Origin of the sequence: Pseudomonas sp. B1(2018), from assembly GCF_003097365.1 — a bacterium.
GTDB classification, from domain to species: domain Bacteria; phylum Pseudomonadota; class Gammaproteobacteria; order Pseudomonadales; family Pseudomonadaceae; genus Aquipseudomonas; species Aquipseudomonas laurylsulfatiphila.
Window position 1 is genome coordinate 64,375 of sequence record NZ_PYUK01000026.1, and the last position, 24,078, is coordinate 88,452.

At 59.6% G+C, this 24,078-nt stretch carries 26 protein-coding genes and 1 tRNA gene; 15 read left to right on the forward strand and 12 right to left on the reverse strand.

Annotated features, from left to right (window positions below; genetic code table 11):
* The 9 genes from C9422_RS29060 (at position 1) to recX (ending at position 5,693) form a co-directional block, all read left to right on the forward strand.
* Entirely contained in the window at positions 1 to 735 is a 735-nt protein-coding gene (locus C9422_RS29060; protein WP_116583023.1) for an XRE family transcriptional regulator, read from the forward strand.
* 406 nt (positions 736 to 1,141) lie between these two features.
* Positions 1,142 to 1,330, forward strand: coding sequence for a Com family DNA-binding transcriptional regulator (locus C9422_RS29065; RefSeq protein ID WP_116583009.1), 189 nt, complete (start codon positions 1,142 to 1,144; stop codon positions 1,328 to 1,330).
* A 10-nt stretch (positions 1,331 to 1,340) separates the two neighbouring features.
* The gene (locus tag C9422_RS29070; RefSeq protein ID WP_116583010.1) at positions 1,341 to 1,919 is read left to right on the forward strand and encodes a DUF642 domain-containing protein; all 579 of its coding nucleotides are present in this window, start codon (positions 1,341 to 1,343) and stop codon (positions 1,917 to 1,919) included.
* A gap of 123 nt (positions 1,920 to 2,042) precedes the next feature.
* Positions 2,043 to 2,390: a phage holin family protein gene (locus C9422_RS29075; protein ID WP_116583011.1), complete on the forward strand. Its 348-nt coding sequence runs from the start codon at positions 2,043 to 2,045 to the stop codon at positions 2,388 to 2,390.
* 23 nt (positions 2,391 to 2,413) lie between these two features.
* Positions 2,414 to 2,977: a glycoside hydrolase family 19 protein gene (locus C9422_RS29080; protein ID WP_116583012.1), complete on the forward strand. Its 564-nt coding sequence runs from the start codon at positions 2,414 to 2,416 to the stop codon at positions 2,975 to 2,977.
* Positions 2,959 to 3,495 carry a lysis system i-spanin subunit Rz gene (locus C9422_RS29085; RefSeq protein ID WP_116583024.1) on the forward strand — a complete coding sequence of 179 codons (537 nt, stop codon included), beginning with the start codon at positions 2,959 to 2,961 and terminating at the stop codon, positions 3,493 to 3,495. Before C9422_RS29080 ends, C9422_RS29085 begins: the two co-directional genes overlap by 19 nt.
* A gap of 79 nt (positions 3,496 to 3,574) precedes the next feature.
* On the forward strand, positions 3,575 to 4,075 hold the full coding sequence (locus C9422_RS29090; RefSeq protein WP_007971146.1) for a CinA family protein: 501 nt from the start codon (positions 3,575 to 3,577) through the stop codon (positions 4,073 to 4,075).
* Positions 4,076 to 4,158: 83 nt separating this feature from the next.
* Entirely contained in the window at positions 4,159 to 5,217 is a 1,059-nt protein-coding gene (gene recA, locus C9422_RS29095; protein WP_007971148.1) for a recombinase RecA, read from the forward strand.
* An 8-nt stretch (positions 5,218 to 5,225) separates the two neighbouring features.
* Entirely contained in the window at positions 5,226 to 5,693 is a 468-nt protein-coding gene (gene recX / locus C9422_RS29100; RefSeq protein ID WP_116583013.1) for a recombination regulator RecX, read from the forward strand.
* A gap of 45 nt (positions 5,694 to 5,738) precedes the next feature.
* Here recX and C9422_RS29105 read toward each other — a convergent pair whose 3' ends face one another.
* Positions 5,739 to 6,857, reverse strand: coding sequence for a TIGR00730 family Rossman fold protein (locus C9422_RS29105; RefSeq protein WP_116583014.1), 1,119 nt, complete (start codon positions 6,855 to 6,857; stop codon positions 5,739 to 5,741).
* Between the two features lie 482 nt (positions 6,858 to 7,339).
* Between C9422_RS29105 and C9422_RS29110 the strand changes: the two genes are divergently transcribed.
* Positions 7,340 to 7,534, forward strand: a complete 195-nt coding sequence (locus C9422_RS29110) for a hypothetical protein (protein ID WP_007971153.1) — start codon at positions 7,340 to 7,342, stop codon at positions 7,532 to 7,534.
* Here C9422_RS29110 and C9422_RS29115 read toward each other — a convergent pair whose 3' ends face one another.
* Entirely contained in the window at positions 7,535 to 7,957 is a 423-nt protein-coding gene (locus C9422_RS29115; RefSeq protein ID WP_007971154.1) for a quorum-sensing-regulated virulence factor family protein, read from the reverse strand.
* Positions 7,958 to 8,145: 188 nt separating this feature from the next.
* Here C9422_RS29115 and C9422_RS29120 point away from each other — a divergent pair, with 188 nt between their 5' ends.
* The 3 genes from C9422_RS29120 to C9422_RS29130 all read left to right on the forward strand — a co-directional run bounded on the left by C9422_RS29120 (position 8,146) and on the right by C9422_RS29130 (position 10,211).
* Complete coding sequence (locus tag C9422_RS29120) at positions 8,146 to 8,904, forward strand: tRNA-uridine aminocarboxypropyltransferase (RefSeq protein ID WP_116583015.1); 759 nt, start codon at positions 8,146 to 8,148, stop codon at positions 8,902 to 8,904.
* A gap of 218 nt (positions 8,905 to 9,122) precedes the next feature.
* Positions 9,123 to 9,773, forward strand: coding sequence for a response regulator transcription factor ErdR (gene erdR / locus C9422_RS29125; RefSeq protein WP_116583016.1), 651 nt, complete (start codon positions 9,123 to 9,125; stop codon positions 9,771 to 9,773).
* A gap of 75 nt (positions 9,774 to 9,848) precedes the next feature.
* Complete coding sequence (locus C9422_RS29130) at positions 9,849 to 10,211, forward strand: diacylglycerol kinase (protein ID WP_015093791.1); 363 nt, start codon at positions 9,849 to 9,851, stop codon at positions 10,209 to 10,211.
* Here C9422_RS29130 and C9422_RS29135 read toward each other — a convergent pair.
* A complete protein-coding gene (locus C9422_RS29135) occupies positions 10,208 to 11,134 on the reverse strand; it encodes a LysR family transcriptional regulator (RefSeq protein ID WP_033047456.1) in 927 nt (308 codons plus the stop codon). The two genes, C9422_RS29130 and C9422_RS29135, sit on opposite strands and share 4 nt — an antisense overlap.
* Positions 11,135 to 11,279: 145 nt before the next feature.
* Between C9422_RS29135 and fpr the strand changes: the two genes are divergently transcribed.
* Positions 11,280 to 12,059: a ferredoxin-NADP reductase gene (fpr, locus tag C9422_RS29140; protein ID WP_003443014.1), complete on the forward strand. Its 780-nt coding sequence runs from the start codon at positions 11,280 to 11,282 to the stop codon at positions 12,057 to 12,059.
* A gap of 140 nt (positions 12,060 to 12,199) precedes the next feature.
* Here fpr and tsaA read toward each other — a convergent pair whose 3' ends face one another.
* The 6 genes from tsaA to rimO all read right to left on the reverse strand — a co-directional run bounded on the left by tsaA (position 12,200) and on the right by rimO (position 17,339).
* Positions 12,200 to 12,901 (reverse strand): tRNA (N6-threonylcarbamoyladenosine(37)-N6)-methyltransferase TrmO, encoded by a 702-nt coding sequence (tsaA, locus tag C9422_RS29150; RefSeq protein ID WP_116583017.1) that lies wholly within the window; start codon positions 12,899 to 12,901, stop codon positions 12,200 to 12,202.
* Positions 12,902 to 13,021: 120 nt separating this feature from the next.
* Entirely contained in the window at positions 13,022 to 13,792 is a 771-nt protein-coding gene (locus tag C9422_RS29155) for an SDR family oxidoreductase (protein ID WP_116583018.1), read from the reverse strand.
* Between the two features lie 209 nt (positions 13,793 to 14,001).
* Entirely contained in the window at positions 14,002 to 14,472 is a 471-nt protein-coding gene (locus tag C9422_RS29165) for a DUF1456 family protein (protein ID WP_007971161.1), read from the reverse strand.
* A 76-nt stretch (positions 14,473 to 14,548) separates the two neighbouring features.
* Positions 14,549 to 15,259: an rRNA pseudouridine synthase gene (locus C9422_RS29170; protein ID WP_116583019.1), complete on the reverse strand. Its 711-nt coding sequence runs from the start codon at positions 15,257 to 15,259 to the stop codon at positions 14,549 to 14,551.
* 156 nt (positions 15,260 to 15,415) lie between these two features.
* Positions 15,416 to 15,889, reverse strand: a complete 474-nt coding sequence (locus tag C9422_RS29175) for a GNAT family N-acetyltransferase (RefSeq protein ID WP_116583020.1) — start codon at positions 15,887 to 15,889, stop codon at positions 15,416 to 15,418.
* A gap of 112 nt (positions 15,890 to 16,001) precedes the next feature.
* Positions 16,002 to 17,339: a 30S ribosomal protein S12 methylthiotransferase RimO gene (rimO, locus tag C9422_RS29180; protein WP_007971167.1), complete on the reverse strand. Its 1,338-nt coding sequence runs from the start codon at positions 17,337 to 17,339 to the stop codon at positions 16,002 to 16,004.
* 292 nt (positions 17,340 to 17,631) lie between these two features.
* Between rimO and C9422_RS29190 the strand changes: the two genes are divergently transcribed.
* Positions 17,632 to 19,533: a potassium transporter Kup gene (locus C9422_RS29190; protein ID WP_007971169.1), complete on the forward strand. Its 1,902-nt coding sequence runs from the start codon at positions 17,632 to 17,634 to the stop codon at positions 19,531 to 19,533.
* Between the two features lie 244 nt (positions 19,534 to 19,777).
* On the opposite strand, the gene C9422_RS29195 is transcribed toward C9422_RS29190, so the two are convergent.
* The 3 genes from C9422_RS29195 to C9422_RS29205 form a co-directional block, all read right to left on the reverse strand.
* Positions 19,778 to 21,073 carry a virulence factor family protein gene (locus C9422_RS29195; protein ID WP_116583021.1) on the reverse strand — a complete coding sequence of 432 codons (1,296 nt, stop codon included), beginning with the start codon at positions 21,071 to 21,073 and terminating at the stop codon, positions 19,778 to 19,780.
* Entirely contained in the window at positions 21,073 to 23,715 is a 2,643-nt protein-coding gene (gene mprF / locus C9422_RS29200) for a bifunctional lysylphosphatidylglycerol flippase/synthetase MprF (RefSeq protein WP_116583022.1), read from the reverse strand. Before mprF ends, C9422_RS29195 begins: the two co-directional genes overlap by 1 nt.
* A 278-nt stretch (positions 23,716 to 23,993) precedes the next feature.
* Positions 23,994 to 24,070: transfer RNA gene (locus C9422_RS29205), tRNA-Met, on the reverse strand.
* Between the last annotated feature and the right edge of the window lie 8 nt (positions 24,071 to 24,078).

A 24,078-nucleotide genomic window follows, 5' to 3' on the forward strand; every position in this document is an offset into this window, starting at 1 on the left:
ATGCACAAACGCAACGTATCTACTGTCTTAAGAGCATTGCTCGACCAGCACGGGATCTCCCCCACGGAGCTTCACCGTCGTACCGGCGTGCCTCAATCCACGCTCTCGCGCATTCTCAGCGGGAAGATCGTCGATCCTTCGGATAAACATATTTCGAAGATCGCCGAGTACTTCGCCGTGAGCACCGATCAATTGCGAGGTCGCGCGGACGTCGCGCCTGCCGCCAATGCCGGGCGCGCTCCTGTGCATTCGGAACTCAAGGATATAAGCCTGTGGGACGACGATACCCCTGTCGATGACGACGAGGTGTCGGTCCCCTTTCTTCGCGAGGTTGAATTGGCCGCAGGATCGGGAAGATTCGTCATCGAAGAAAGCGAGCGCTCTAGCCTGCGCTTCGGCAAACGTAGCCTGCGCCATAACGGCGTTCAGTTCGATCAGGCTAAGTGCGTGACAGTGCGGGGCAACAGCATGTTGCCGGTACTGCGTGACGGAGCGACGGTCGGGGTCAATGCCGGCAAGTGCGGCATTGGCGATATCGTTGACGGCGACCTTTATGCAATCAATCACAACGGACAACTTCGGGTGAAACAGCTGTATCGCCTGCCGACCGGGATTCGCCTGCGCAGCTTCAACCGCGACGAACATCCGGACGAGGACTACAGCTTCCAGGAAATCCAGGAAGAGCAGATCGTCATCCTCGGTCATGTCTTTTGGTGGGGCATGTACGCCCGCTGACAACCGCTCTATTCGATAGAACCCGCTCACGAGCGGGTTTTTTTTCGCCTGCCAAAAACGCGTCATGACCTGCGTGGCTGGGGCTTTCATGCGTTAGCGCAAAACCAATGCATAACTAAATGCATTTATGCATTGACTGTATATGCATCCATGCATATTCTTTGTCTCAAGCCGCTCGACAAAGCAGCTCGAAACGAAGCTCTTTAGTTCCACCGCACAGGCAGCGATGAACCGGCCTTAACGGTTCAGAGGGTTGGCAACTGACCCGGGTGTGCAGCGTAAAGCACCAGAAGCAGTTATCCGGCGGGCAGGGACCGCGGTCGGGAAAAAAACAGGTGGGCACATACAGCCCCGGTTGGCCGAAAGGCTGGCGCGAAGGCCCGACAGAAATTCAAAGGCAAAGCAGATGTTGAGAGATTGCAGATGTGGACATTGCCAAAAACTTCTTGCCCGGACGGGCGACTACACGGAACTCCAGATCAAATGTTCTAGATGCGGAACATTGAATCATGTGAAGGCCCAGAGCCTCGAGCGATCGCCTGTGAGCGACACGGAAGCTGTATCGACAGCTTTGATCAATCATTCTTCTCAATAGGTGAACACGCATGATCGAAATCAAAAAACACATTGCCCCGCTCTTGCTGACCGCTGCGCTACTTGGTTTCGGAGGTAGTGCGGTTGCGGCTAATCTCCTGGTCAATGGTAGCTTTGAACAACCTGGCTGCAGTACTACCTGTGTCCTTGATACCACAGCACAAACAAACCTCATCACTGGCTGGACGACATTTCTGTCCGGTATCGAGTACTTGACGCCCGCTGCAATCGCCGGTTCCACAGGTCCTGACGGCACTTCGATGGTTGACCTCGCGAATTACGTTTATCGCAATGGCGGGGGAATCCAGCAGAACTTTGCCACGGTGGTCGGGGCCAGGTATCGATTGACCTTCAGTGCGGGTAATTCGCGATACGCCAGCCGTGCCGGCGACGGTGTTGTTCAGGTAAAGGTGGCTGGGGAAACCGTCAGCTTCAATACTCCGGTTGCCCAAGGTGTTGCGATCGAATGGGGCACCATCACTTACGATTTCACCGCGACCACTCCTCAAACGACGTTGGCCTTCTCTAACGAGCAGAACCCGTATGGCAATTACGCCTTCATCGACAATGTAGTCGTCGAGGCCCTGTAATTTTCAGCGGTGTTTTTCCATCCGCACTTGCGGTGACAACGTTGCGATTGCATGCGGCGCCGGGTCCCGGGCGCCGCTCTTCGCTGAATCCCTGCATTCATCAATCACCCCGGGAGGCGTGACATGACAAACGAGCATCAAGCGTTGCTGGACATTCCGATCTGGCTCGTCATCGTCCTCGCCTTGCTGGGCGGGGTGTCCGGCGAAATGTGGCGCGCTGACAAGGAAGGCGCCCGCGGCTGGTCGCTCTTACGGCGCCTGGCCCTGCGCTCCGGGGCCTGCATGATCTGCGGCGTCTCGGCGATCATGCTGTTGTATGCCGCTGGCATGTCGATCTGGGCAGCCTGTGCATTTGGATGTCTGACAGCGATGGCCGGTGCCGACGTGGCCATCAGGCTTTATGAGCGTTGGGCGGCCATGCGAATCGGTGTTGGCGATGTACCGCCGCAGGATAACCGCTCCGACAGATAATCATTAATAGTAGAGGTCAAACCATGCCGCTGACTGAACGGCAACTTCTCAAAATCATGCCAGGCGCCCGCACCCAAGCGGGCGTTTTTATTTCTGCTCTCAACATTGCCATGGCTAATCACCGCATCAATACGCCCAAACGCATCGCTGCGTTCCTCGCGCAAGTCGGTCATGAGTCCGGGCAGTTGCAGTTCGTGCGGGAGTTGGGCAGCGATCAGTACCTGAGCCAGTACGATACGGGTGCCCTGGCTGTTCGCCTGGGCAATACCGCAGAACCTGACCGCGACGGCCAGAAGTACCGCGGACGCGGTTTGATTCAGGTCACCGGTCGCAACAACTACCGTCAATGCAGCCTCGGCCTGTTCGGCGACGAACGCCTGCTGGCCGCGCCTGAACTGCTCGAGCAACCGCAATGGGCTGCTGAATCCGCTGCGTGGTATTGGGCGCAAAACGGTCTGAACGAATTGGCCGATCGCGACCAGTTCAACAGCATCACCCGCCGTATCAACGGCGGTTTGAACGGGCTACAGGATCGCTTGCAGCTATGGGCGCGGGCGAGGGCAGTGTTATGTCAGCCTTCGGTTTGATTTCGGCGCCTTACCAAGCGGCCGTCAGTGTTGTTTTATTGGTGGTGCTGGCGGGCGGCTCGGCGGCGCTGGCCTGGCGTATTCAGGATTGGCGCTACGCGGGGCAACTGGAGGAACAGGCCAGGTTGCACCATGAAACGCTGAATCAACTGACCCTGGTTGCTCAAACCCAGAGGCAGGCGGAGCAGGACAGGCGCCTCTCCCTGGAGCAGCAATTGTCCACCAGCGAAAAAAAACATTACCGAGTGCTAAGCGATGTTCAACGTGATCAGGATCGCCTGCGCGATCGTCTTGCCACTGCTGATCTGCGCCTGTCAGTCCTCCTCGATGCAGGCGATGTTGCCCCCGACCGTGCAGTGCCAGGCACCTCCGGCCCCGGCGGCGTGGATCATGGCGCCGTACGCGCCCGACTTGACCCGGCGCATGCTCGACGAATTATCGCCATTACCGACGCCGGCGACCGCGGACTGATTGCCTTGCAGGCTTGTCAGGCTTATGTCAGAGCGCTTGCGCACTAACATTTTGATCGGTCCAGTCGCTTGCAAGTGCAGTCTGCTGGTGTACGGTTAACCCATCCCGCCCCATCAGGAGATGACCGTGAAAGTAATTACTCAGCTCGCCGCTGACCTTGGCAGGCAATTGCAGATTCTCAATGCCCACGTTTCCACGGCCGAGTCCTGCACCGGAGGCGGGATTGCCGAGGCGATCACTCGTATTCCGGGCAGTTCGGCGTGGTTCGAGGCCGGTTACGTCACCTATTCCAATCTGCAGAAGAACCTGCAACTGGATGTTCCTGTGGAGTTGTTCACCACGGTGGGGGCGGTCAGTCGCGAAGTGGTTGAAGCGATGGCCAGGGGGGCGCAGGAGAAAAGTCGCGCGTATTTTTCCGTGGCGGTCAGTGGCGTTGCCGGGCCGGACGGTGGTTCACCGAGCAAGCCGGTGGGGACGGTTTGGCTGGCCTGGGGCGTGGGCGAGCGAGTGTTCAGCGAGTTGCAACACTTCGCCGGTGACCGCGACGAGGTGCGCCGACAAACGGTGAAGGCCGCGCTAGAGGGGCTGCTGCGCTATGCCGCGGCAGAAATCTCAAATCAGGGGTAGGCGATCCGGAATCGCTGTGGAATAATACTGGCTACTTATACAGGTGTTGGCCGTCAGGCCTTATTGATTACGTGAGGACTTTAATGGACGACAACAAGAAGAAAGCCTTGGCTGCGGCCCTGGGTCAGATCGAACGTCAATTCGGCAAGGGTGCCGTAATGCGTATGGGCGATCAGGACCGTCAGGCGATCCCGGCCATTTCCACTGGCTCTCTGGGTCTGGACATCGCTCTCGGCATCGGCGGCCTGCCAAAAGGCCGTATTGTTGAAATCTACGGTCCTGAATCTTCCGGTAAAACCACGCTGACCTTGTCCGTGATCGCCCAGGCTCAAAAAGCCGGCGCGACCTGCGCATTCGTCGACGCCGAACACGCCCTCGACCCTGAGTACGCCGGCAAGCTGGGCGTCAACGTCGACGACCTGCTGGTTTCCCAGCCGGACACCGGCGAGCAGGCCCTGGAAATCACCGACATGCTGGTGCGTTCCAACGCGGTTGACGTGATCATCGTCGACTCCGTGGCCGCCCTGGTGCCAAAGGCTGAAATCGAAGGCGAAATGGGTGACATGCACGTGGGCCTGCAAGCCCGTCTGATGTCCCAGGCGCTGCGTAAAATCACCGGTAACATCAAGAACGCCAACTGCCTGGTGATCTTCATCAACCAGATCCGCATGAAGATCGGCGTGATGTTCGGCAGCCCGGAAACCACCACCGGTGGTAACGCGCTGAAGTTCTACGCATCGGTTCGTCTGGACATCCGTCGTACTGGCGCGGTGAAGGAAGGTGATGAAGTCGTCGGTAGCGAAACCCGCGTCAAGGTCGTGAAGAACAAGGTGGCTTCGCCGTTCCGTCAGGCCGAGTTCCAGATTCTTTACGGCAAGGGCATCTACCTCAACGGTGAGATGATCGACCTGGGTGTTCTGCACGGTTTCGTCGAGAAGTCCGGCGCCTGGTATGCCTATGAAGGCACCAAGATCGGTCAGGGCAAGGCCAACTCGGCCAAGTTCCTGGCGGACAACCCGGAAGTCGCGGCAAAGCTGGAGAAGCAACTGCGTGACAAGCTCTTGTCCCCGGCATCCGTAGCAGACGCCAAAGCTTCTGCGGTCAAAGAGACCGAAGACGACCTGGTTGACGCTGATATCTGATCGAAGCGATGACCGCCGTACTCGATACACTCGTCGCGGTGCGGCGAACCGCAATGGACCTGCTCGCACGACGCGAGCACGGTCGAGTCGAGCTGACGCGTAAACTGCGTCAGCGCGGCGCCCTCCCTGAATTGATCGAAACAGCACTCGACCGGTTGACGGAAGAGGGGTTGTTGTCTGAAACCCGTTACCTCGAAAGTTTCGTTTCCTACCGCGCCCGTTCCGGTTATGGCCCTTTACGCATTCGTGAAGAGTTGAGCCAGCGCGGCCTGCAGCGCACCGATATTGAACTTGCCCTGTGTGAGAGCGGTATCGACTGGCAGGAGCAACTGGCCGACACCTGGCGACGTAAATTCTCCGGGCAATTGCCGGCAGATGTCCGGGAGCGAGCCAAGCAAGGCCGATTCCTGGCGTATCGGGGATACTCCATGGAAATGATCAGCCGCCTGTTCAGCGGTCGAGGGATGGACGACTGAACTGAAACGGCCCGCTATTTCGATAGCGGGCCGTTTTTTTATGCCTCACGTAACCTTTGACGGCTCCCGCGTGCGTTGTTGTGCCTGGGATTTTGATTGTGCCCAGTTTTCCGGCAGGTTGATGTAGTCCACAAGTTCGCGCAGGCGGCCATGATTGCGGGCGTTGAAGTTGAAGACCAGTCGCGCCAGATGGCTGAATTCGGCTTCGTCGTGTTCTTCACCGCTGTAAGCATGCTGATGGAAATGATCGCTCAGGCACAGGTCGGCGAAAGCCTCCTGCATGTGTTCGAGTGCCTGGTCGTTGAGTGAGTGATTCATGCGAATCAGGAACTGATGCTTGAGCCAGCGACTGGAGTGGAAGTTGCTGTAGAACTGGTTGATGTGCTCTACCGCTTCTTCGACGTTGTAGACCAGCCTCACCAGCTTCATGTCAGTGGGCAGGATGTAATGGTTTTCCTCCAGTTGCTGGTGAATGAAGTCCAGTGCGCCTTGCCAGAATTTTCCGCCCGGCGCGTCGAGCAGCACCACGGGCACCAAAGGGCTCTTGCCGGTCTGAATCAGCGTCAGCACTTCCAGGGCTTCATCCAGCGTGCCAAAGCCGCCCGGGCACAGCACCAGGGCATCGGCCTCCTTGACGAAGAACAGCTTGCGGGTGAAGAAGAAATGGAAGGGCAGCAGGTTGGTCGTGCCGTCGACAGTGGGGTTGGCATGCTGCTCGAAGGGCAGGGTGATGTTGAACCCCAGGCTGTGTGTCAGGCCGGCGCCCTCGTGGGCGGCGGCCATGATGCCGCCACCGGCACCGGTAATGACCATCATGTCCGAGCGCGCCAGAGCGGCGCCGAGTTCCCGGGCCATCCTGTAGAGCGGGTGTTCCATGGGGGTGCGGGCCGAGCCGAAAACAGTGACCTTGCGCCGTCCCTTGAATTGTTCGAGCACGCGGAAGGCCTGTTCCAGTTCGCGCAGGGCTTGCAGGGTGATTTTGGCATTCCAGCGGTTGTGGTCTTCCTGGGCCATGCGCAGCACGGTCAGGATCATGTCACGGTAGATCGGGATGTTCGGGCTGTTGGGTGAAATCAGCTTGAGTTGTTCTTCGACCTTGCTGAGGAGGTCGTGGCCGCTTTCTTCGAAATGACGGCTCAGGAGGTCATTCGGTTGGTAAGGCATTCAACTTCTCCTTCTGCACAGAACCCTCGGCCCGACAACGTACGCCGGTGCCACGACACTTCGTGTGTCGCTGTCTGCCCAGGCCCATGCCTGGGCGATCTAATTGACCCGAAAGGCATCGGATCATCCAAACAGGTTCTGTTTTTCCCTTGGATGAAAGAAACAATCGCACAACACTGCAAGCGACGGCCAGCCCCCTTTCCAGCCCTGAAAAAGTGAAGGTGGATACCTGAAATCTAGACCTTCACAATGATTTGCGCTGTTTGATCATTGCGCCACAACGTCTTTGCTGGCAACCGCTTATTGACGATTTGCAAGGTGGTTTCACCGCTCGTCTGAACAGGCGTCGCATGGGCCGCACTCTGATTTACTAAGTTACAAGTGCCACACGACAACTTTGCGTCAACGGCAGGGCGCACGGTATATGCAGTTCAAGGATTTAATCGCTCAAACATGAGTGAAGTGCAGGGAGGCGGGAAACCATGGCCAGAGTCGTTCTGGAGGTCGATACGCAACTGTATCGATTGTTGAAGTCGTCAGCCGAGGCCAATCATTTGAGCCTCGAAGAGGAGTGCTGCCGGCGTTTGCGTGGCGGCGAACGCCGTTCGCATTACTTGCAGGCGCTGCTGGCAGAATTGCGCGCCGAAGATGAACAGCGGCGCGCCAATTCCCGGTGATTACTTTTTCTTCTTGGCCGGTTGCAGGCAATCCGATTCCTGGAAGCTGGCGGAGCCGACCGGACGGTTGGTCTTCACCTCGGTGAAGTCGTAACGCATGATCGCGCCCTTGGCCATCAGCTTGCGAAACCCTTCGTTCCTGCAGACAGAAGCGCCCAACTGGAAGTACACCGCCTTCGGGTCTGCACGCATTTTGTCGGCATGGCTGCTCTGCACGCTCAGGTGGTTGATCAGCTGTTTGCCTTCAACGGTGTAGCCTTGATCGAGTATGTCTTCGTTGATCGCTCGTGGAGTGCCGACGCTGCTCTGGGTGGCGACGTTTTGCAGCATTTTGTTCAGTTCCGTGTCTTTCAAGGACGCAGCCTGGGCATTGAGGGACGACGCCAGCAAAATGGCCGCGGTAGGAACGATAAGGCGCAGCATGAAACTCTCCTGGTTCAGTGATGGGGGTTTGACCCGTCACGTGACTGTGCGTTCAGTGGCGGCGAATTATAGGGGAGGCGGGCTGGACGGTACAGGCTTGCGCCGGGCGGTCTGGTAAACTGCTGGCACTTTTTACCCTGTCGAGTGTGTTTCGTGTCGAGTTTCCTTCTCTGTGGGCGTTGCCCGCTATGAGCCCCACCCCCGCGCGCTTTGCCTTGAATGCAGTAGCCCGCTTGCGCGATCAGCGTGAGGAGGAGGGCATCAAGCCGATTCAGGCCCGTGGCTGGCGTGCGCCGCGTTGCCGTGACTGCCGGGTGATCGAGAGCCACTGCCTGTGCGCATGGCGTCCGCAGGTCGCGACCCGCTCCGGCGTATGCCTGATCATGACCAACAAGGAAGTGTTCAAACCAAGCAACACCGGTTGGCTGATCGCCGACGTGGTCCCTGACAACCACGCCTTCATCTGGTCCCGTACCGAGGTCGATCCGAAGTTGCTGGCGCTGTTGTCCGATCCGCAATGGCAGCCGTACCTGGTGTTTCCGGGTGAATATGTCGAGCCTGAGCGGGTGACAAACAGTGTGGATGTCGATGGCACGAAGCGTCCGTTGTTCATTCTGTTGGACGCGACCTGGACCGAGGCGCGGAAGATCTTTCGCAAGAGTCCCTATTTCGATCGATTGCCGATCCTCAGCCTGCTGCCCGAAAAACTCTCGCGCTACCGGTTGCGTCGCTCCACCCGCAGCGAGCATCTGTGCACGGCGGAAGTGGCGGCGCTGTGTCTCGACCTTGCGGGCGATGTCGACGCAGCCTCGGCGCTGGATGCCTACTTTGATGTGTTCAGCCAGCATTACCTCGACGCCAAACATCAGTTGGACATGAACGTTTCGACCCCGGCGCATGCCGAGTTGATGCCCTATGTCCAGTCGGTCACTCCTTTGATGGGCTGATTGTCGCTCATACTGCAATAAACTGTACCGGGCATGCGGCTTGACCACCCCGGCTTCGCTGGGCATGCTTGGCGCCGATCAGGGCGCGGCCAGTGTTTGCAATGGCGTTTCTTGCGTTGAACGTGCCTTGTCAGTGCAGCTCCATGGCTGTGTCTTGAGGTGCTTTGGCGAGGTCCGAATGCATCGGGCGTCCCATGAAAAACAGGATCATTTGAAAAATGGCCACATACGAAATCCTGATTGCCGATGACCACCCACTGTTTCGTAGTGCCTTGCATCAAGCGTTGACCCTGGGCCTTGGCCCGGATGTCCGTCTGGTGGAGGTGGCGAGCATTGCCGAACTGGAAGTCCGCCTGACGGAAAAGTCCGACTGGGATCTGGTACTGCTGGACTTGAACATGCCGGGGGCCTACGGTTTTTCCGGGCTGGTCCTGCTGCGCGGTCAGTACCCGCAGATTCCGGTGGTCATGGTCTCGGCCCAGGAAGAACCGACCATCATGGTCAAGTCCCGTGAGTTCGGCGCCAGTGGCTTCATTCCCAAATCCAGCGACTTGAGTGTGATCCAGAAAGCCGTGCGTGCGGTCCTCGATGGCGATGTGTTCTGGCCGCCGCAGGCGTTCGAAGCGGTCAGCGTCTCGGATGAGGCCAAGGCAGCCAGCGAAGGGCTTGCCAGCCTGACACCGCAGCAATTCCGGGTGCTGACCATGGTCTGCGAAGGCTTGTTGAACAAGCAGATCGCCTACGAGCTGAGTGTTTCCGAGGCGACTATCAAGGCGCACGTGACCGCGATTTTCCGTAAACTGAATGTGCGGACCCGGACCCAGGCTGCGCTGCTCTTGCAACAACTTGAGTCAACTTCCAGCCATTAAAGGCTGGCAACTTCACGCTTTTTTGACTTTGGTTGAACTAGCTTTCCCACTTCCTTTTTGTCAGTTGCCCACTCTATGTCACCTTTCAAAGGCCAGACCGGTCTGAAACGTATTCTCAATGCCTCCGGTTATTCGCTGGACGGCCTGCGCGCAGCCTTCACCGGCGAAGCCGCCTTTCGGCAACTGGTATTGCTCAACGTCATCCTGATTCCCTTGTCGTTCTTCCTGAATGTCAGCCGGGTCGAACAGGCGTTGTTGATCGCGGTATGCCTGTTGGCGTTGATCGTCGAGTTGCTCAATTCGGCCGTGGAAGCGGCCATCGACCGCATTTCCCTTGAGCGGCACCCGCTGTCCAAGAATGCCAAGGACATGGGCAGTGCCGCCCAGTTCGTGGCATTGAGCATGATTGCCCTGGTGTGGGCGGTCATCCTGCTCTAAGCGATCGTTGGCAGCACGATCTCGTCGCTGCGCTGGACCCCGGCGGTGAAGGCGCGGCAAAGATCGAGGAACTCGCGCATCGCCGAGGTCTGATATTTCTGTTTATGCCAGATGAAATAAAACTGTCGCGCCAGATCCAGATCCGGCGTCTCGACAGGCACCAGGCTGCCGCGGCGGAATGCGTCGCGCAAAGCCAGCCGGGAAATGCAGCCAATCCCCAAACCTGACTCCACCGCGCGCTTGATCGCTTCGGTGTGCTCAAGCTCCAGGCGGATATTCAAGGAAGAACGGTGATGGCGCATGGCTTGATCGAAGGTCAGCCGTGTGCCGGAACCCTGTTCGCGCAAGATCCACGCTTCGTGGCTCAACTCGTCCATGGTGGCCGTGCCGCGCTTGGCCAGCGGATGCTGAGGGGCGCAAAACACCACCAGTTCGTCCTCGACCCAGCTTTGCACTTCGATGTCCGGGTGACTGCAGTCGCCTTCGATCAGACCCAGGTCAATTTCATAGTGGGCCACCTGTTGCACAATGTTGGCAGTGTTCTGCACGTGCAGCTTCACCTGGCTTTCCGGATGGCGCTGCATGAAGCTGCCGATCAGCAGGGTAGCCAGGTAATTGCCGATGGTCAGGGTCGCGCCTACGGCCAGCGAGCCGAAACCGGACTTGCCGTTGAGCAGGTCTTCGATTTCCTTGGCCTGGTCGAGCAGGGCGACCGCTTGCGGCAATAGTTGTTTACCGAGGGCGTTCAGGCTCAGCCGTTTGCCGGCGCGGTCGAACAGTTGGCAGCTGCACTGGCGCTCCAGTTCGGTAATCGAGGTGCTCGCCGCCGATTGCGAGAGGTTGAGCAGGCCCGCAGCACGGGACACGCTTTCCTGCTGGGCGACGGCGACGAATACTTGAAGTTGACGGAGAGTAAATCGCATATCGATATAACCGATAACCCTTATCTTAATAATCCATTTAACAGATATTGTCTCTGCCTTTAGAATGCGATGCAATTGCGCAGAGCTGGCTTTCTTGCAGAGCACACCGAACACGCGCAGACCAATCTCCAGGAGTCCCACGTACATGAGCAACATGAACCACGAGCGTGTCCTCAGTGTTCACCACTGGAACGACACTCTGTTCAGCTTCAAGTGCACCCGTGATCCGGGCCTGCGCTTCGAGAACGGTCAGTTCGTGATGATCGGCCTGCAACAGCCCAACGGCCGCCCGCTTATGCGCGCTTACTCGATTGCCAGCCCGAACTGGGAAGAGCATCTCGAGTTCTTCAGCATCAAGGTGCCTGATGGTCCGCTGACTTCGCAGTTGCAGCATCTGAAGGAAGGCGACGAGATCATCATCAGCAAGAAGCCTACCGGCACGCTGGTGCTGGATGACCTGAAGCCTGGCAAACATTTGTACCTGCTCAGCACCGGTACCGGTCTGGCGCCGTTCATGAGCGTCATCCAGGACCCGGAAACCTACGAGCGTTTCGAAAAAGTGATCCTGTGCCACGGCGTGCGTTACGTCAACGAAGTCGCTTACCGCGAGTTCATCACCGAGCACCTGCCGCAGAACGAATTCTTCGGCGAAGCCCTGCGTGACAAGTTGATCTACTACCCGACCGTGACCCGCGAGCCGTTCGAGAACGAAGGCCGCCTGACCGACCTGATGCGCAGCGGCAAGCTGTTCAGTGACATCGGACTGCCTCCGATCAACCCGCAGGACGACCGCGCCATGCTGTGCGGCAGCCCGAGCATGCTCGACGAGACCAGCGAAGTGCTGAACAGCTTCGGCCTGAAGGTTTCGCCGCGGATGCGCGAGCCGGGTGACTACCTGATCGAGCGTGCGTTCGTAGAGAAGTAAGCAACCTGCATCATTGAAAAGCCCGCGCTGCCTCAAGGCAACGCGGGCTTTTTGCTTTCCTGTAGGAGCTGCCGCAGGCTGCGATCTTTTGATCTTGTTTTTAAAAATCAAAATCAAAAGATAGCAGCCTGCGGCAGCTCCTACAGGTTGGATGCGGGTATGACTTCCAGGACGCGGATCAGCTCCGGTGTCGGGTAATGCCAGCGCACATCCAGGTCCCAGAACTGCGCGCCGTATTCCCGCTCGGGTGCAGGCATTTGATAGGCCGGGCGTGGATCTTGCGCCAGGCATTGCTCGATCAGCTCGACCAAAGGCTCATCAAGGCGCCGGGCATGCTCGTGAGCCTGCAGCAGCGCTGAGTCCGTCCACTGCACGGGAATCAGCCGTGGCGCAGCGCTGGCGATGCTGTTGGCGGCTGTATCGACGATGTCGGCGTAGGGCACGTAGGGCTTGATATCGAGAATCGGTGTGCCATCCAGCAGATCGATGCCCGAGATCCACAGACGGTTGGCTTCGACCCTGTCCAGTTTCACCACTGATTGCCCGATGCCATTGGGGCGGTGGGTGGCACGGGTGGCGAACACGCCCATGGATTTGTTGCCGCCGAGACGAGGAGGGCGGACCTTCAGGCGAGGCTTTTGCTCCAGGGCCTGGTGGAACAGGAACAGCAGCCACACGTGGCTGACCTGCTCCAGGCCCTGTACGGCGTCCCCTTGATCGAACGGAGCCACCAGTTCCAGTACCCCACGGGCGGCCGGGGCCAGTTGTGGCTGGCGCGGAATGGCAAACTTCTCCTTGAAGCAGGAGCGTACGAAGCCGATGGGGGAAACGCTGTAGGTCATGGTTTGAGGTCGAGGCGGAGTCAGACCGGGATGATGCCTTAAAGATCAAAAGATCGCAGCCTTCGGCAGCTCCTACGCCGAACGAATTCCTCTGTAGGAGCTGCCGCAGGCTGCGATCTTTTAAAGGCTGAACCCGCCATCCAAAGGAATGATATTCCCCGTCATATAGGCTCCGGCCGTGCTCGCCAGACTGATCGCCAGCGCCGCCATCTCTTCCTCGCGGCCCCAGCGCTTCATGGGAATCAGCGCCGTATCCTCAGCCAGTGCCTGTTCATCATCGCCAATGTGCCAGGTCATCTTGCTCGGAAAACGACCCGGTGCGATCACATTGACATTGATGTGCTGGCTCACCAGTTCGCGCGCCAGAATCCTCGACAGTTGATGCAGCGCCGCCTTGCTCGGCCCGTAGGCATACGCCTGTTCGCCGAAGGATGAAATCCCGGCCACCGAACCAATATTGATGATTCGCGCGGGATTCTGCGCTGAACCGGCCTCGCGCAGCAGGGGCAGGAATTGCTGGATGCAGTTGAACACCGATGTCACGTTGAGCTGCATGACTTTTTCCCAGCCCTTGATCGGGTAGCTCTCCAGTGGTGCACCCCAGGTGGTGCCGGCATTGTTCACCAGGATGTCCAGATGGGAAATTTGCTCGCCCAGGCGTGTGGCCAGTTGCAGGACGCCCTCTTCGGTGGCGAGGTTGGCCACCATGGCGTGGCAGTGTCCAAGCGCGCCGAGTTCGTCGGCGGTTTGCCGGCAGGCTTCGGCGTCGCGGGCGCAGACGTACACGGTGGCGCCTGCTTCGACGTAGGCCTTGGCGATCATCCTGCCGATACCACGGGTGCCGCCGGTCACCAGGGCGGTGCGGCCTTGCAGGGAGAAGTAGGGATGCATGGCGAATCCTGAGAGCTGAGGGTCTTGATACCCTAGTCGTCAGCCGTCCGAAACGGAGCCACTATTTTTGCGCGGAATGAATGGCCATACGGCCAAGCCCTGAACCACCTGTGTAGGAGCTGCCGCAGGCTGCGATCTTTTGATCTTGATTTTTAAAAGCAAGATCAAAAGATCGCAGCCTGCGGCAGCTCCTACAGGGGTGCGGTGGTTTATTGGGGGCGAACGCGCAGGGTCAGGCCCTTGAGGAAGTTGCGCAGCAACTGGTCGCCGCACGGGCGATAGTTGGTGTGGCCGAACTTGCGGAACAGCGCGCTCAGCTCGGGCTTGGACACCGGGAACTCGGCGGCCTTGAGGATCGCGTGCATGTCGTCTTCTTTCAGCTCGAATGCGACCCGCAGCTTTTTCAGGATGATGTTGTTGGTCACCGGCACTTCGATCGGCTGCGGCGGACGGCTTTCGTCCTTGCCGCGCTTGAAGATCACCAGGCCGTCGAGGAAATGTGCCATGACTTCGTCCGGGCAGCGCACGAAGCCTTCCTCGTCTTCCTCTTTCTTGTCGAGATAGGTCACCAGGTCTGCCAGGGTCACGTCCAGGCCGCCGAGCTTGATGATCTCGATGACTTTCTTGTCGCTGATGTCGAGCATGTAGCGCACGCTGCGCAGTACGTCGTTATGAATCATGTGTGCGGTCCTGATAATTCAGCTATGGGTGCCGCCGAAAACAGCAGCACCGAAAAGTGTGGCGGTGCGCAAAGCCTTAGAACTTCTCTTTGCCGGACAAGTAGCGCCATTGCCCCACGGGCACTTTGCCGATGGACACGCCGCCGATGCGGATGCGGCGGATGGCGACGACCTTCAGGCCCACGGCCTGGCACAGCAGGGCGATGATGCCCGGTTGCGGGTTCTTCATGGCAAAGCGCAGGCGGTTTTCGTTCTGCCAACTGGCCTTGACCGCCGGCAACTCCTTGCCTTTGTAGGTCAGGCCATGGTTCAGACGGTTGAGGCCGTGAGCCACCATCTCGCCTTCAACCTCGACCACATACTCTTGCTCGATCTTGCTGGAGTCGGCGGTGAGCTTGCGCAGGATTTTCCAGTCCTGGGTGAACACCAGCAGCCCGCTGGCGTTGGCCTGCAGGTCGGTGCTGGCGGTCAGGCGCAGGAAGTGCCCGCGCAAGGGGCGCTTGCCGTAGCGGTGTTCTTCGCTCAGGGTCTCGGCGCCGAGGGTGGCCATGGCGGTGTCTGCGTCCATGCCGGCCGGCACGTTGAGCAGCAGGGTCACCGGTTCCGGCGTGGTGGCCTTGGCTTCTGGATCAAGCTCGACTTTCTGGGTGTCGACCTTGAATTGCGGCTCGTCGATGACCACGCCGTCGACGGTGACCCAGCCGCCCTCGATGAACAGCTCAGCCTCCCGACGGGAACAGCCGACGAGTTCGATGAGGCGTTTGGAGAGACGAATCGGGTCAGTCATGTCAGGGCCGTAACAAAAAGGGGGTAGGCATTGTACCTGCCTGGCGCCGGTTAATCCCGGTTCCATTTGTAGGAGCTGCCGAAGGCTGTGATCTTTTGATCTTTTAAAGCAAAGATCGCAGCCTTCGGCAGCTCCTACACGGGGCTCGGTGTTGTGTCAGCCATGTCGGGAGTGTTGCTGGTTTTGACGCATACGCATGTGCAACAACGGATACGGTTGGCCCATGCCATCGACTTCCGAGCGACCGATGACCTCGAAACCCTGTTTGAAGTAAAAGCCGAGGGCTTGCGGGTTCTGTTCGTTGACGTCCAGCTCATCGGCGTTCAGGTGTTCCAGGGCATAACGCAACAATTTCTTCCCCAGGCCCTGGCCGCGATGGTCGGGGTCGATGAAGAGCATTTCGATCTTGCCGGCCGCGACGCCGGCGAATCCGGTGATGCGCTGGCTCGAATCCTTGGTGCAGATCAGCATCACCGAGTCGAGGTAGCGGGTCAGCACCATGTTTTTCAGCAGTTCGATGTAGCTGTCCGGCAGAAAGTCGTGGGTGGCGCGCACCGAGGCCTCCCAGACCCGGGTCAATTCTTCGTAGTCGCCGAGTTTCGGCGTGTGGATGACCGAATGCTGACGCATGCCCGTCTGCCTCTTTTGCAGTGGTTGATAGGAATCCTTCCATGTGCAAACGATAGCCGTAAAAAAGCCCCGCATCTCGTCAAGAGAGCGGGGCTTTTTGTATTTTTTGCGTTTAGATCTGTTCAGCCCACAGGTCGTATTCGTCGGCGTCGGTCACTTTGCACCAGACCTTGTCGCCCGGCTTGAGGTTGCTGCCGTTGTCGATGAATACGTTGCCGTCGATTTCCGGGGCGTCGAAGAAGCAGCGGCCCACGGCGCCTTGCTCGTCGACTTCATCGACCAGCACTTCGATCTCGCGGCCGATGCGCATTTGCAGGCGCGCCGAGCTGATGGCCTGCTGGTGCGCCATGAAGCGCTCCCAACGGTCCTGCTTGACGTCGTCCGGGACGACTTCCAGGTCCAGGTCATTGGCCGGTGCGCCTTCTACCGGCGAGTACTGGAAGCAGCCGACACGGTCGAGCTGGGCTTCGGTCAGCCAGTTCAGCAAGTACTGGAAGTCCTCTTCGGTTTCGCCCGGGAAGCCGACGATGAAGGTCGAACGGATGATCAGGTCCGGGCAGATTTCGCGCCAGTTCTTGATGCGTGCCAGGGTCTTGTCTTCGAAGGCCGGGCGTTTCATCGACTTCAGCACTTTCGGGCTGGCGTGCTGGAACGGGATGTCCAGGTACGGCAGGATCTTGCCGGCGGCCATCAGCGGGATCAGTTCGTCAACGTGCGGGTACGGGTAAACGTAGTGCAGGCGAACCCAGACGCCGAGGGTGCTGAGGGCTTCGCAGAGTTCGGTCATGCGGGTTTTCACCGGCGCGCCGTTCCAGAAACCGGTGCGGTATTTCACGTCGACGCCATAGGCGCTGGTGTCCTGGGAGATCACCAACAGTTCCTTGACGCCGGACTTGACCAGGCGCTGGGCCTCGTCGAGGACGTCGCCCACCGGACGGCTGACCAGTTTACCGCGCATCGACGGGATGATGCAGAAGCTGCAGCTATGGTTGCAGCCTTCGGAAATCTTCAGGTAGGCGTAGTGGCGCGGAGTCAGCTTGATGCCTTGTGGCGGCACCAGGTCGATCAGCGGGTTGTGGTCCTGGCGTGGCGGCACGACTTCGTGCACGGCGTTGACCACTTGCTCGTACTGCTGCGGACCGGTCACGGCCAGCACGCTCGGGTGTACGTCGCGAATGTTGCCTTCTTCGACGCCCATGCAGCCGGTCACGATGACCTTGCCGTTTTCCTTGATGGCTTCGCCGATCACTTCCAGGGACTCGGCCTTGGCCGAATCGATGAAGCCGCAGGTGTTGACCACCACGACATCGGCGTCCTGGTAAGTGGAGACAACGTCATAGCCTTCCATGCGCAGCTGGGTAAGGATGCGCTCGGAGTCGACCAGTGCTTTGGGGCAGCCCAGGGATACGAAGCCAACCTTTGGATTGGCCGACGCAGGAGTGGTGGACATGTCTAACCTCGGTATTTTGTGACGCCTCGTGCCGAGTGCGGCAAGACGACGGACGGGCGCTTATTTGGCGCCTCTGGTCAAAAAGTGCGCAATTCTAGCGATGGTAAGCCCACTTGACCAGCTTTATGCAGGGAAATACGACGAGTGCTGCGCTATGCTTCGCGCCGTTACGCTTTACTGGTTTTTTACAGTCAACAAAACGTCTGTAACCTGAAGTAAAACAGCGCATGCTGCACGACAAAGCATAGTGCTTCTTTCAAAGAAGCCCGGGTCTGAGAAGTAGGAGTGGTGGATGGGTCAGGCAAGTAGTCAGGCTGCCGGTGCAGAGCATTCGGCGGTGAAGCCGATCGGTATGCTGGTCGCGGCAGTCGGGGTGGTTTATGGCGATATCGGCACCAGTCCGTTGTACACCCTCAAGGAAGTGTTTTCCGGAGGCTATGGCGTGCCGGTCAACCATGACGGGGTGCTGGGGATTCTGGCACTCATTTTCTGGTCGCTGATCTGGGTCGTGTCGATCAAGTACATGATGTTCGTCCTGCGCGCTGACAACCAGGGCGAAGGCGGGATCATGGCCCTGACCGCACTGGCCCGGCGGGCGGCGGCGGGCCACGCGAAGTTGCGCACACTATTGGTGGTTTGCGGACTGATCGGTGCGGCGCTGTTCTATGGCGACAGCATGATTACCCCGGCGATTTCCGTGCTTTCGGCGATTGAAGGCCTGGGGCTGGCATTCGAAGGCATCGACCATTGGGTGGTGCCATTGTCACTGGTGGTGTTGGTCGCACTGTTTCTGATCCAGAGTCACGGGACCGCGCGCATCGGCATTCTGTTCGGGCCGATCATGGTCACCTGGTTCCTGGTGCTGGGTGCACTGGGCGTCTATGGCATCAGCCAGCATCCGGAAGTCCTGGAAGCGATGAACCCGGTGTGGGGCGTGCGTTTCTTCATGGTGCATCCGGGCATGGGCCTGTCGATTCTCGGTGCCGTGGTGCTCGCACTGACCGGTGCCGAAGCGCTGTACGCGGACATGGGCCACTTCGGTCGCAAGCCGATCGCTCGTGCCTGGTTCATCCTCGTGCTGCCGGCGCTGGTGCTGAACTACTTCGGCCAGGGCGCACTCCTGCTGGGCGATCCGGAAGCTGCCCGTAACCCGTTCTACCTGTTGGCACCGAGCTGGGCACTGATCCCGCTGGTCGGCCTGTCGACCCTGGCCACGGTGATTGCCTCGCAAGCGGTGATTTCCGGTGCGTTCTCCCTGACCCGTCAGGCGATCCAGCTCGGTTACATTCCGCGCATGCACATCCGGCACACTTCCAGTGCCGAACAGGGCCAGATCTACATCGGCGCGGTGAACTGGGCGTTGATGGTCGGCGTGGTGCTGTTGGTGCTGGGTTTCGAATCCTCCGGCGCCCTGGCCTCGGCCTACGGCGTGGCCGTGACCGGGACCATGCTGATGACCAGTATCCTGGTGTCCGCGGTGATCCTGCTGCTTTGGAAGTGGCCACCGGTGCTTGTGGTGCCGATCCTGTTGGGTTTCCTCTTGGTAGACGGTGTGTACTTCGCCGCCAACGTGCCGAAAATCGTTCAGGGCGGTGCATTTCCGGTGATCGCCGGCTTCGCGCTGTTTGTGCTGATGACCACTTGGAAGCGCGGCAAGCAGTTGCTGGTCGAGCGCATCGATGAGGGTGGTTTGCCGCTGCCGATCTTTATCAGCAGTATCGCGGTACAACCGCCCCATCGCGTTCAGGGTACTGCCGTGTTCCTCACGGCGCGGCCGGATGCCGTGCCCCACGCGCTGTTGCACAACCTGCTGCATAACCAGGTGCTGCATGAGCAAGTGGTGCTGCTGACGGTGGTGTACGAAGACATCCCGCGGGTACCGCCGACGCGGCGCTTCGAGGTGGATTCCTACGGCGAAGGTTTCTTCCGGGTGATCCTGCACTTCGGCTTCACCGACGAGCCGGACGTACCGAAGGCGCTGAAACTGTGTCACCTCGATGAACTGGACTTCAGCCCGATGCGCACCACGTACTTCCTCAGTCGCGAGACGGTCATCGCCTCCAAGCTCGAAGGCATGTCTCGTTGGCGCGAGGCGCTGTTTGCCTTCATGTTGCAGAACGCCAACGGCAATTTGCGTTTCTTCAATCTGCCGCTGAACCGGGTGATTGAGTTGGGTACTCAGGTCGAGATGTAAGCCTCATCAAAAAGCCCCCGTTGCCATTGTGGTAGCGGGGGCTTTTTTGTACCTGGTCGCTGGATACTTCAGAACCTCTGTGGGAGCGAGCTTGCTCGCGATGGCGGTGCCACATTCAACAGAAATGCTGACTGATCTACCGCTATCGCGAGCAAGCCCGCTCCCACAGGGGATCTGTGGTGCTCCAGAATGAAAAAGCCCCCGGGACCGTAAGGCAGCGGGGGCTTTTTTGCAGGCTGTCAGATCACTCTGTAGCAGCCGTTTCCTTCACCTGCCGCTTCTCGATCACCTCCACCAGACGCTTGGCCAGCGCCGGGTAGTTTTCGTCGAAGTGGTGGCCACCAGGCAGCTTGATGGCTTCGCCCACCGCCGTCTTGTCGGTGCAGCCACTCTCGTCGGTTTCTTCTTCGCCGTAGATGCACACCACTTTGGCGGCGGGCAGCTTGGCCATTTCCGGGCCGGTGGCGGCTTCCTTGCCGGCGTTGCCGAGCCAGCCTTCGACTTCGATCTCGAAGCTGCCGGTGCGGGCGAAGGCCAGCAGGATGATTGCGTCGACGCGTTGCTGTTCCGATTCGGCCAGGCGGTTATAGATTGCCGGCAGAACGTCGGCACCAAACGAGTATCCGGTCAGGATGAAGCGCTTGGTGCCCCATTTCTGCCGGTAGTGCTGCATCAGTTCGGCCAGGTCCAGCGCGCTTTGCTCAGGGCTCTTGTGCTGCCAGTAGTAGCGCAGGGTGTCGATGCCCACCACCGGGTAGCCGATCTTGGCCATCTCGCCCGCCACGTCGCGGTCGAGGTCGCGCCAGCCACCGTCACCGGACAGGAACAGGGTCACGGTGTCCCTGGCCTGACCGGCGGGCACTTCGACCACCGGAATCTGCAGGCCGCCAGCGGCTTTGTCGCCGCCGACGAGGATCTTGCGCAGTTCGTTGTTCAGCACTTGCGGCAGGTTGATGTCGTAGTCGCTGATGCTGGTTTCGGCGTTCGGTTGATCACGCACGAAGCCGGCGCTGGTGTCATCCGGGTTGTCGTTCCAGGCTGCCAGCCAGTGGCCGTGGGTCGCGCTTTTTGGCAACAGGTGCGTGCAACCTCCCTTTTCCAGGGCCAAATCGACCGAGACGGCGTAAGCCTTGTCGTCCTTTTGCTCGGACAACCAGCGCCAGGCCAGCACGGCACCCGGGCCGATGCCGCTGACCAGGGTCGCCGGGCCTTTGAGTTCCCTCAGGCCCGATTGCAGGGCGCGGCTTTGCAGCAGGCAGTCCTTGGGCAGGATCACCTGGACAATCTGCGCCGAGCCACTGCGGCTCAGGGTCATCAATTGCTTGTCGCTGAGTTTCTGGTCTTCGTTGACCGCCACCAGCACCTGGGCGCGTGGCGTGGTACCGGGGATGACGCGGGTCATCGCCGCACCATCGGCCGGGGTCAGGGATTCGAGGGTCGGTTCCGGCGCCGGACGTTTCAGGTACCAGAAACCGCCACCGAGAATCAGGGCCACTATCACCAGTGTGCCCAATACATACCGCAAGGAGCGTTGAATCATCAGCGTTTCACCAATCCGGTCAAGCCGCCCGCGATCAGGGCAGCAGTGTCGGCCAGCGCAACCAGCGGATCGAGTCCGGCGGGCACGGCCATATAACGGGGTTCCCAATCAGGCTGGAACTTGTCTTTGAAGCGGCGCAAGCCTTGGAAGTTGTACAGCTGCTCACCACGGCGGAATACCATCGAGCCCAGGCGCTGGGTCAATGGCGCGCCGCGACGGGGTTGCAACCCCGACAGCGGCACCATGCCCAGGCTGAAACGCGCGTATCCATGGTTTTTATAATGTTGAATCAGGCCGACCATCATGAATTCCATGGTCAGCTTCGGGGCGTCCGGGTGCGCGCGCATCAGGTCGAGGCTGGCCAGGTCATGGCCGTAGGTCTCGAGCAAGTTGGCGAACGCCACCGGGCGTCCTTCGAAACGAATCACCGCGATGCGGAAATACTTCAGGTAGTCATCGCTGAAACGGCCCAGCGAAAAACCTTTCTCGCGGACGTTCTTGCCGGTCAGCCAGGCATCGGAGATCACCTTGAGCTCATCCATCGGCGCGTGGCCCGGCTCAAAGATTTCCAGCGACAGGCCGTCACGGGTGCCACGGTTCCAGGTATAGCGCAGGTCCTTCATCTCTTTGCCCTTGGCTTCGAGATCAAAACGCTTGAGATCGACCCGGGCTTCTTCGCCGAGCTTGATCGCGGTCAGGCCGATGTCCATGTAGTACGGCAGGTTCTCTGCGCGCACTTGATAGAACACGGGGCGGGCGTGGTGGATGTCGCACAGGTCGCGGAACTGCCAGATCATTTCCGCCCGTTGCTGGCCTGGGCCGATCGGATCATACAGCGCCACCAGGCTGCGGCCGCGACGGGCGTACATCAGGAACGCCTCGTCGTTGGGGTGGAATAGCAGCGCCTTGTCACCGGTCAGGGCCAGGCCACCATCGGGTTGCGCGGAGGCCATGAGGATCTTGCTGGCGCGCTCCAGCTCTTCGGGTGTCGGCAGGTGAATGACCGGACGTGCGGTGCGCAGCAACCAGGTCAGCGACACCACGACCAGCAGCACGGCGGCCCCGAGCAGCGAACGCAGGCCGCGAGGGGCATCGGCGTCCAGAGTGAATTGCCACCAGAGTTGATGACTGTACGGAACGTCCTGATAGGCGAACAGCAGCAACCAGATCGACGCCCCGAGCACGCACAGGCTGGCCACCAGGTACAGCGGCGAGAACGGTACTTCGGTCAGACGGCTGGGGCGGTAGAACGAGCGGCGGAATACCCCGAGCAGGCTCGCCGTCAGCACCATCAGGCTGGCTTCTTCCCAGTCGAAACCCTTGAGCAGTGAGAGCAGGGCGCCGACCAGCAACAGGATAGTGGTCAGCATCCACGCGGCCGACAACCGGCGGCGCAGGCCCTGGGCCAGCAACAGGCACAGCACGCCGACCAGGCTGGCGCCAAAGTGCGAAGCATCGACCAATCGATGGGGGATCAGAAAACCGATGTGTTCCAGGCGGGTGTCGATTTCCGGGGTGGCGCCGGAGAACAGCAGGACAACACCGGACAAAAACACCAGCACCGCCAGTATCGGCGCCGCCAGGCCCGAGGCCGCGCGCAATGTCTGGCGTGTCTGGAACAGGCGCTGACCTTCGTTGACCAGCAACAGCAGGCAGGCCACCAGCAAGGGCAGGACCACGTAGATCAAGCGATAGAGCAGCAGGGCGGCCGCCAGCGGCGCAGCACCCAGTGTGTCAGAAAAGGCTGCCAGCAAGATCGCCTCGAACACCCCGACACCGCCCGGCACATGACTGAGCACGCCAGCGGCCAGCGCCAACAGGTAAACCAGGAGAAACGCACCGAAGGGTGGCGTTTCCGGCAGCAGCAGATAGAGCACCGTTGCGGCGGCGGCAACGTCCAGGGCGGTGATGATCAATTGCAGGAACGTCAGGCGAGTCCCGGGGAGGCGCAGGGTGCGGCGCCCGATCCTGACCAGCAGGTTGTCCGGGTAAGGCTGTTCCGGCAACCGGCGACGGTAGATACCGATGGCCAGCACCGAAAACAGCACGAGCACGGCGCTCGCCACTATGCCAAGCAATGTCTCGGAGATTCCCAGGGCGGTGGCGGCGGCAGGCAGGTCGCTGAGCGTCGCCAGGGCGGCCAGCGGCGGCAGGGCGCAACCCAGCGAGAGGCTGGCAAATAGCGTCATGCGCGCGACTTCAGCTGCTCCCAGACCATGACGGGCATAGAGGCGATAACGCACCGAGCCGCCCGACAACATTGAAAGGCCGATGGCGTTGCCGATGGCAAAGGCCGTGAAACCGCCCAGTGCCAGCGTGCGCGGTGCCAGGTTCACATCGGCATAGCGGCTGGCCGACCATTCGTAGCCGAGCAGAATGATGAAGCCCACCACGGTTGCGCCCAGGGCGCCCAACAAGGCAGGTTTTGGAACTTCGAGGATCGAGTCGTGCAGCGCGTAAAGGTCGAGTTCGCTCAGCAGGTGGCGACAGGCAATCAACGCGATCGCGAACAACAGCAGGGTGACCGCCAGGCCAATGGGTTGACGGTATTTGCTCAATCGATCAAGCAGGCGCAAACGCTCAGCCTTGATCGGTTGTGTCGCTGTGACAGTGTCTTGTGAATCAGACGAGTTGGCGCGCATCAATCACCTCTTGGATTGTGCGCGACAGGATGGGGGTATCCAGCCAAGTTACCAATCCCTGTAGAAAAAAATAATCACAAATATTAACGCCTATCACCGGGCGGCGGAGACGGCGCGACATCAGTCGTGAGGGCTTCAGCCTGCAATAGAGCATAGTCTGAACCCGGCGCATGGGTGGCCCCAAACGGCTTGCTGCACAGTGACAGATCATTGTTGCGAAAGGACTTTTTCAACAGATACAAAAAAGGCCACTCTTTCGAGTAGCCTTTTTTGATGTTTGGTTGCGGGAGCCGGATTTGAACCGACGACCTTCGGGTTATGAGCCCGACGAGCTACCAGACTGCTCCATCCCGCGTCTGTGTG

Coding starts and splice junctions, on each gene's coding strand:
- C9422_RS29135 (WP_033047456.1), bottom strand. CDS start 11,134: ATGCGATTTACTCTCCGTCAACTTCAAGTATTCGTCGCCGTCGCCCAG.
- C9422_RS29065 (WP_116583009.1), top strand. CDS start 1,142: ATGTTGAGAGATTGCAGATGTGGACATTGCCAAAAACTTCTTGCCCGG.
- C9422_RS29175 (WP_116583020.1), bottom strand. CDS start 15,889: ATGCGTCAGCATTCGGTCATCCACACGCCGAAACTCGGCGACTACGAA.
- C9422_RS29060 (WP_116583023.1), top strand. CDS start 1: ATGCACAAACGCAACGTATCTACTGTCTTAAGAGCATTGCTCGACCAG.
- recX (WP_116583013.1), top strand. CDS start 5,226: ATGACCGCCGTACTCGATACACTCGTCGCGGTGCGGCGAACCGCAATG.
- C9422_RS29085 (WP_116583024.1), top strand. CDS start 2,959: ATGTCAGCCTTCGGTTTGATTTCGGCGCCTTACCAAGCGGCCGTCAGT.
- C9422_RS29070 (WP_116583010.1), top strand. CDS start 1,341: ATGATCGAAATCAAAAAACACATTGCCCCGCTCTTGCTGACCGCTGCG.
- C9422_RS29165 (WP_007971161.1), bottom strand. CDS start 14,472: ATGATTCATAACGACGTACTGCGCAGCGTGCGCTACATGCTCGACATC.
- C9422_RS29190 (WP_007971169.1), top strand. CDS start 17,632: ATGGGTCAGGCAAGTAGTCAGGCTGCCGGTGCAGAGCATTCGGCGGTG.
- C9422_RS29195 (WP_116583021.1), bottom strand. CDS start 21,073: ATGATTCAACGCTCCTTGCGGTATGTATTGGGCACACTGGTGATAGTG.
- mprF (WP_116583022.1), bottom strand. CDS start 23,715: ATGCGCGCCAACTCGTCTGATTCACAAGACACTGTCACAGCGACACAA.
- C9422_RS29155 (WP_116583018.1), bottom strand. CDS start 13,792: ATGCATCCCTACTTCTCCCTGCAAGGCCGCACCGCCCTGGTGACCGGC.
- tsaA (WP_116583017.1), bottom strand. CDS start 12,901: ATGACCTACAGCGTTTCCCCCATCGGCTTCGTACGCTCCTGCTTCAAG.
- C9422_RS29080 (WP_116583012.1), top strand. CDS start 2,414: ATGCCGCTGACTGAACGGCAACTTCTCAAAATCATGCCAGGCGCCCGC.
- erdR (WP_116583016.1), top strand. CDS start 9,123: ATGGCCACATACGAAATCCTGATTGCCGATGACCACCCACTGTTTCGT.
- C9422_RS29075 (WP_116583011.1), top strand. CDS start 2,043: ATGACAAACGAGCATCAAGCGTTGCTGGACATTCCGATCTGGCTCGTC.
- C9422_RS29110 (WP_007971153.1), top strand. CDS start 7,340: ATGGCCAGAGTCGTTCTGGAGGTCGATACGCAACTGTATCGATTGTTG.
- C9422_RS29115 (WP_007971154.1), bottom strand. CDS start 7,957: ATGCTGCGCCTTATCGTTCCTACCGCGGCCATTTTGCTGGCGTCGTCC.
- C9422_RS29130 (WP_015093791.1), top strand. CDS start 9,849: ATGTCACCTTTCAAAGGCCAGACCGGTCTGAAACGTATTCTCAATGCC.
- C9422_RS29120 (WP_116583015.1), top strand. CDS start 8,146: ATGAGCCCCACCCCCGCGCGCTTTGCCTTGAATGCAGTAGCCCGCTTG.
- C9422_RS29170 (WP_116583019.1), bottom strand. CDS start 15,259: ATGACTGACCCGATTCGTCTCTCCAAACGCCTCATCGAACTCGTCGGC.
- recA (WP_007971148.1), top strand. CDS start 4,159: ATGGACGACAACAAGAAGAAAGCCTTGGCTGCGGCCCTGGGTCAGATC.
- fpr (WP_003443014.1), top strand. CDS start 11,280: ATGAGCAACATGAACCACGAGCGTGTCCTCAGTGTTCACCACTGGAAC.
- C9422_RS29105 (WP_116583014.1), bottom strand. CDS start 6,857: ATGCCTTACCAACCGAATGACCTCCTGAGCCGTCATTTCGAAGAAAGC.
- rimO (WP_007971167.1), bottom strand. CDS start 17,339: ATGTCCACCACTCCTGCGTCGGCCAATCCAAAGGTTGGCTTCGTATCC.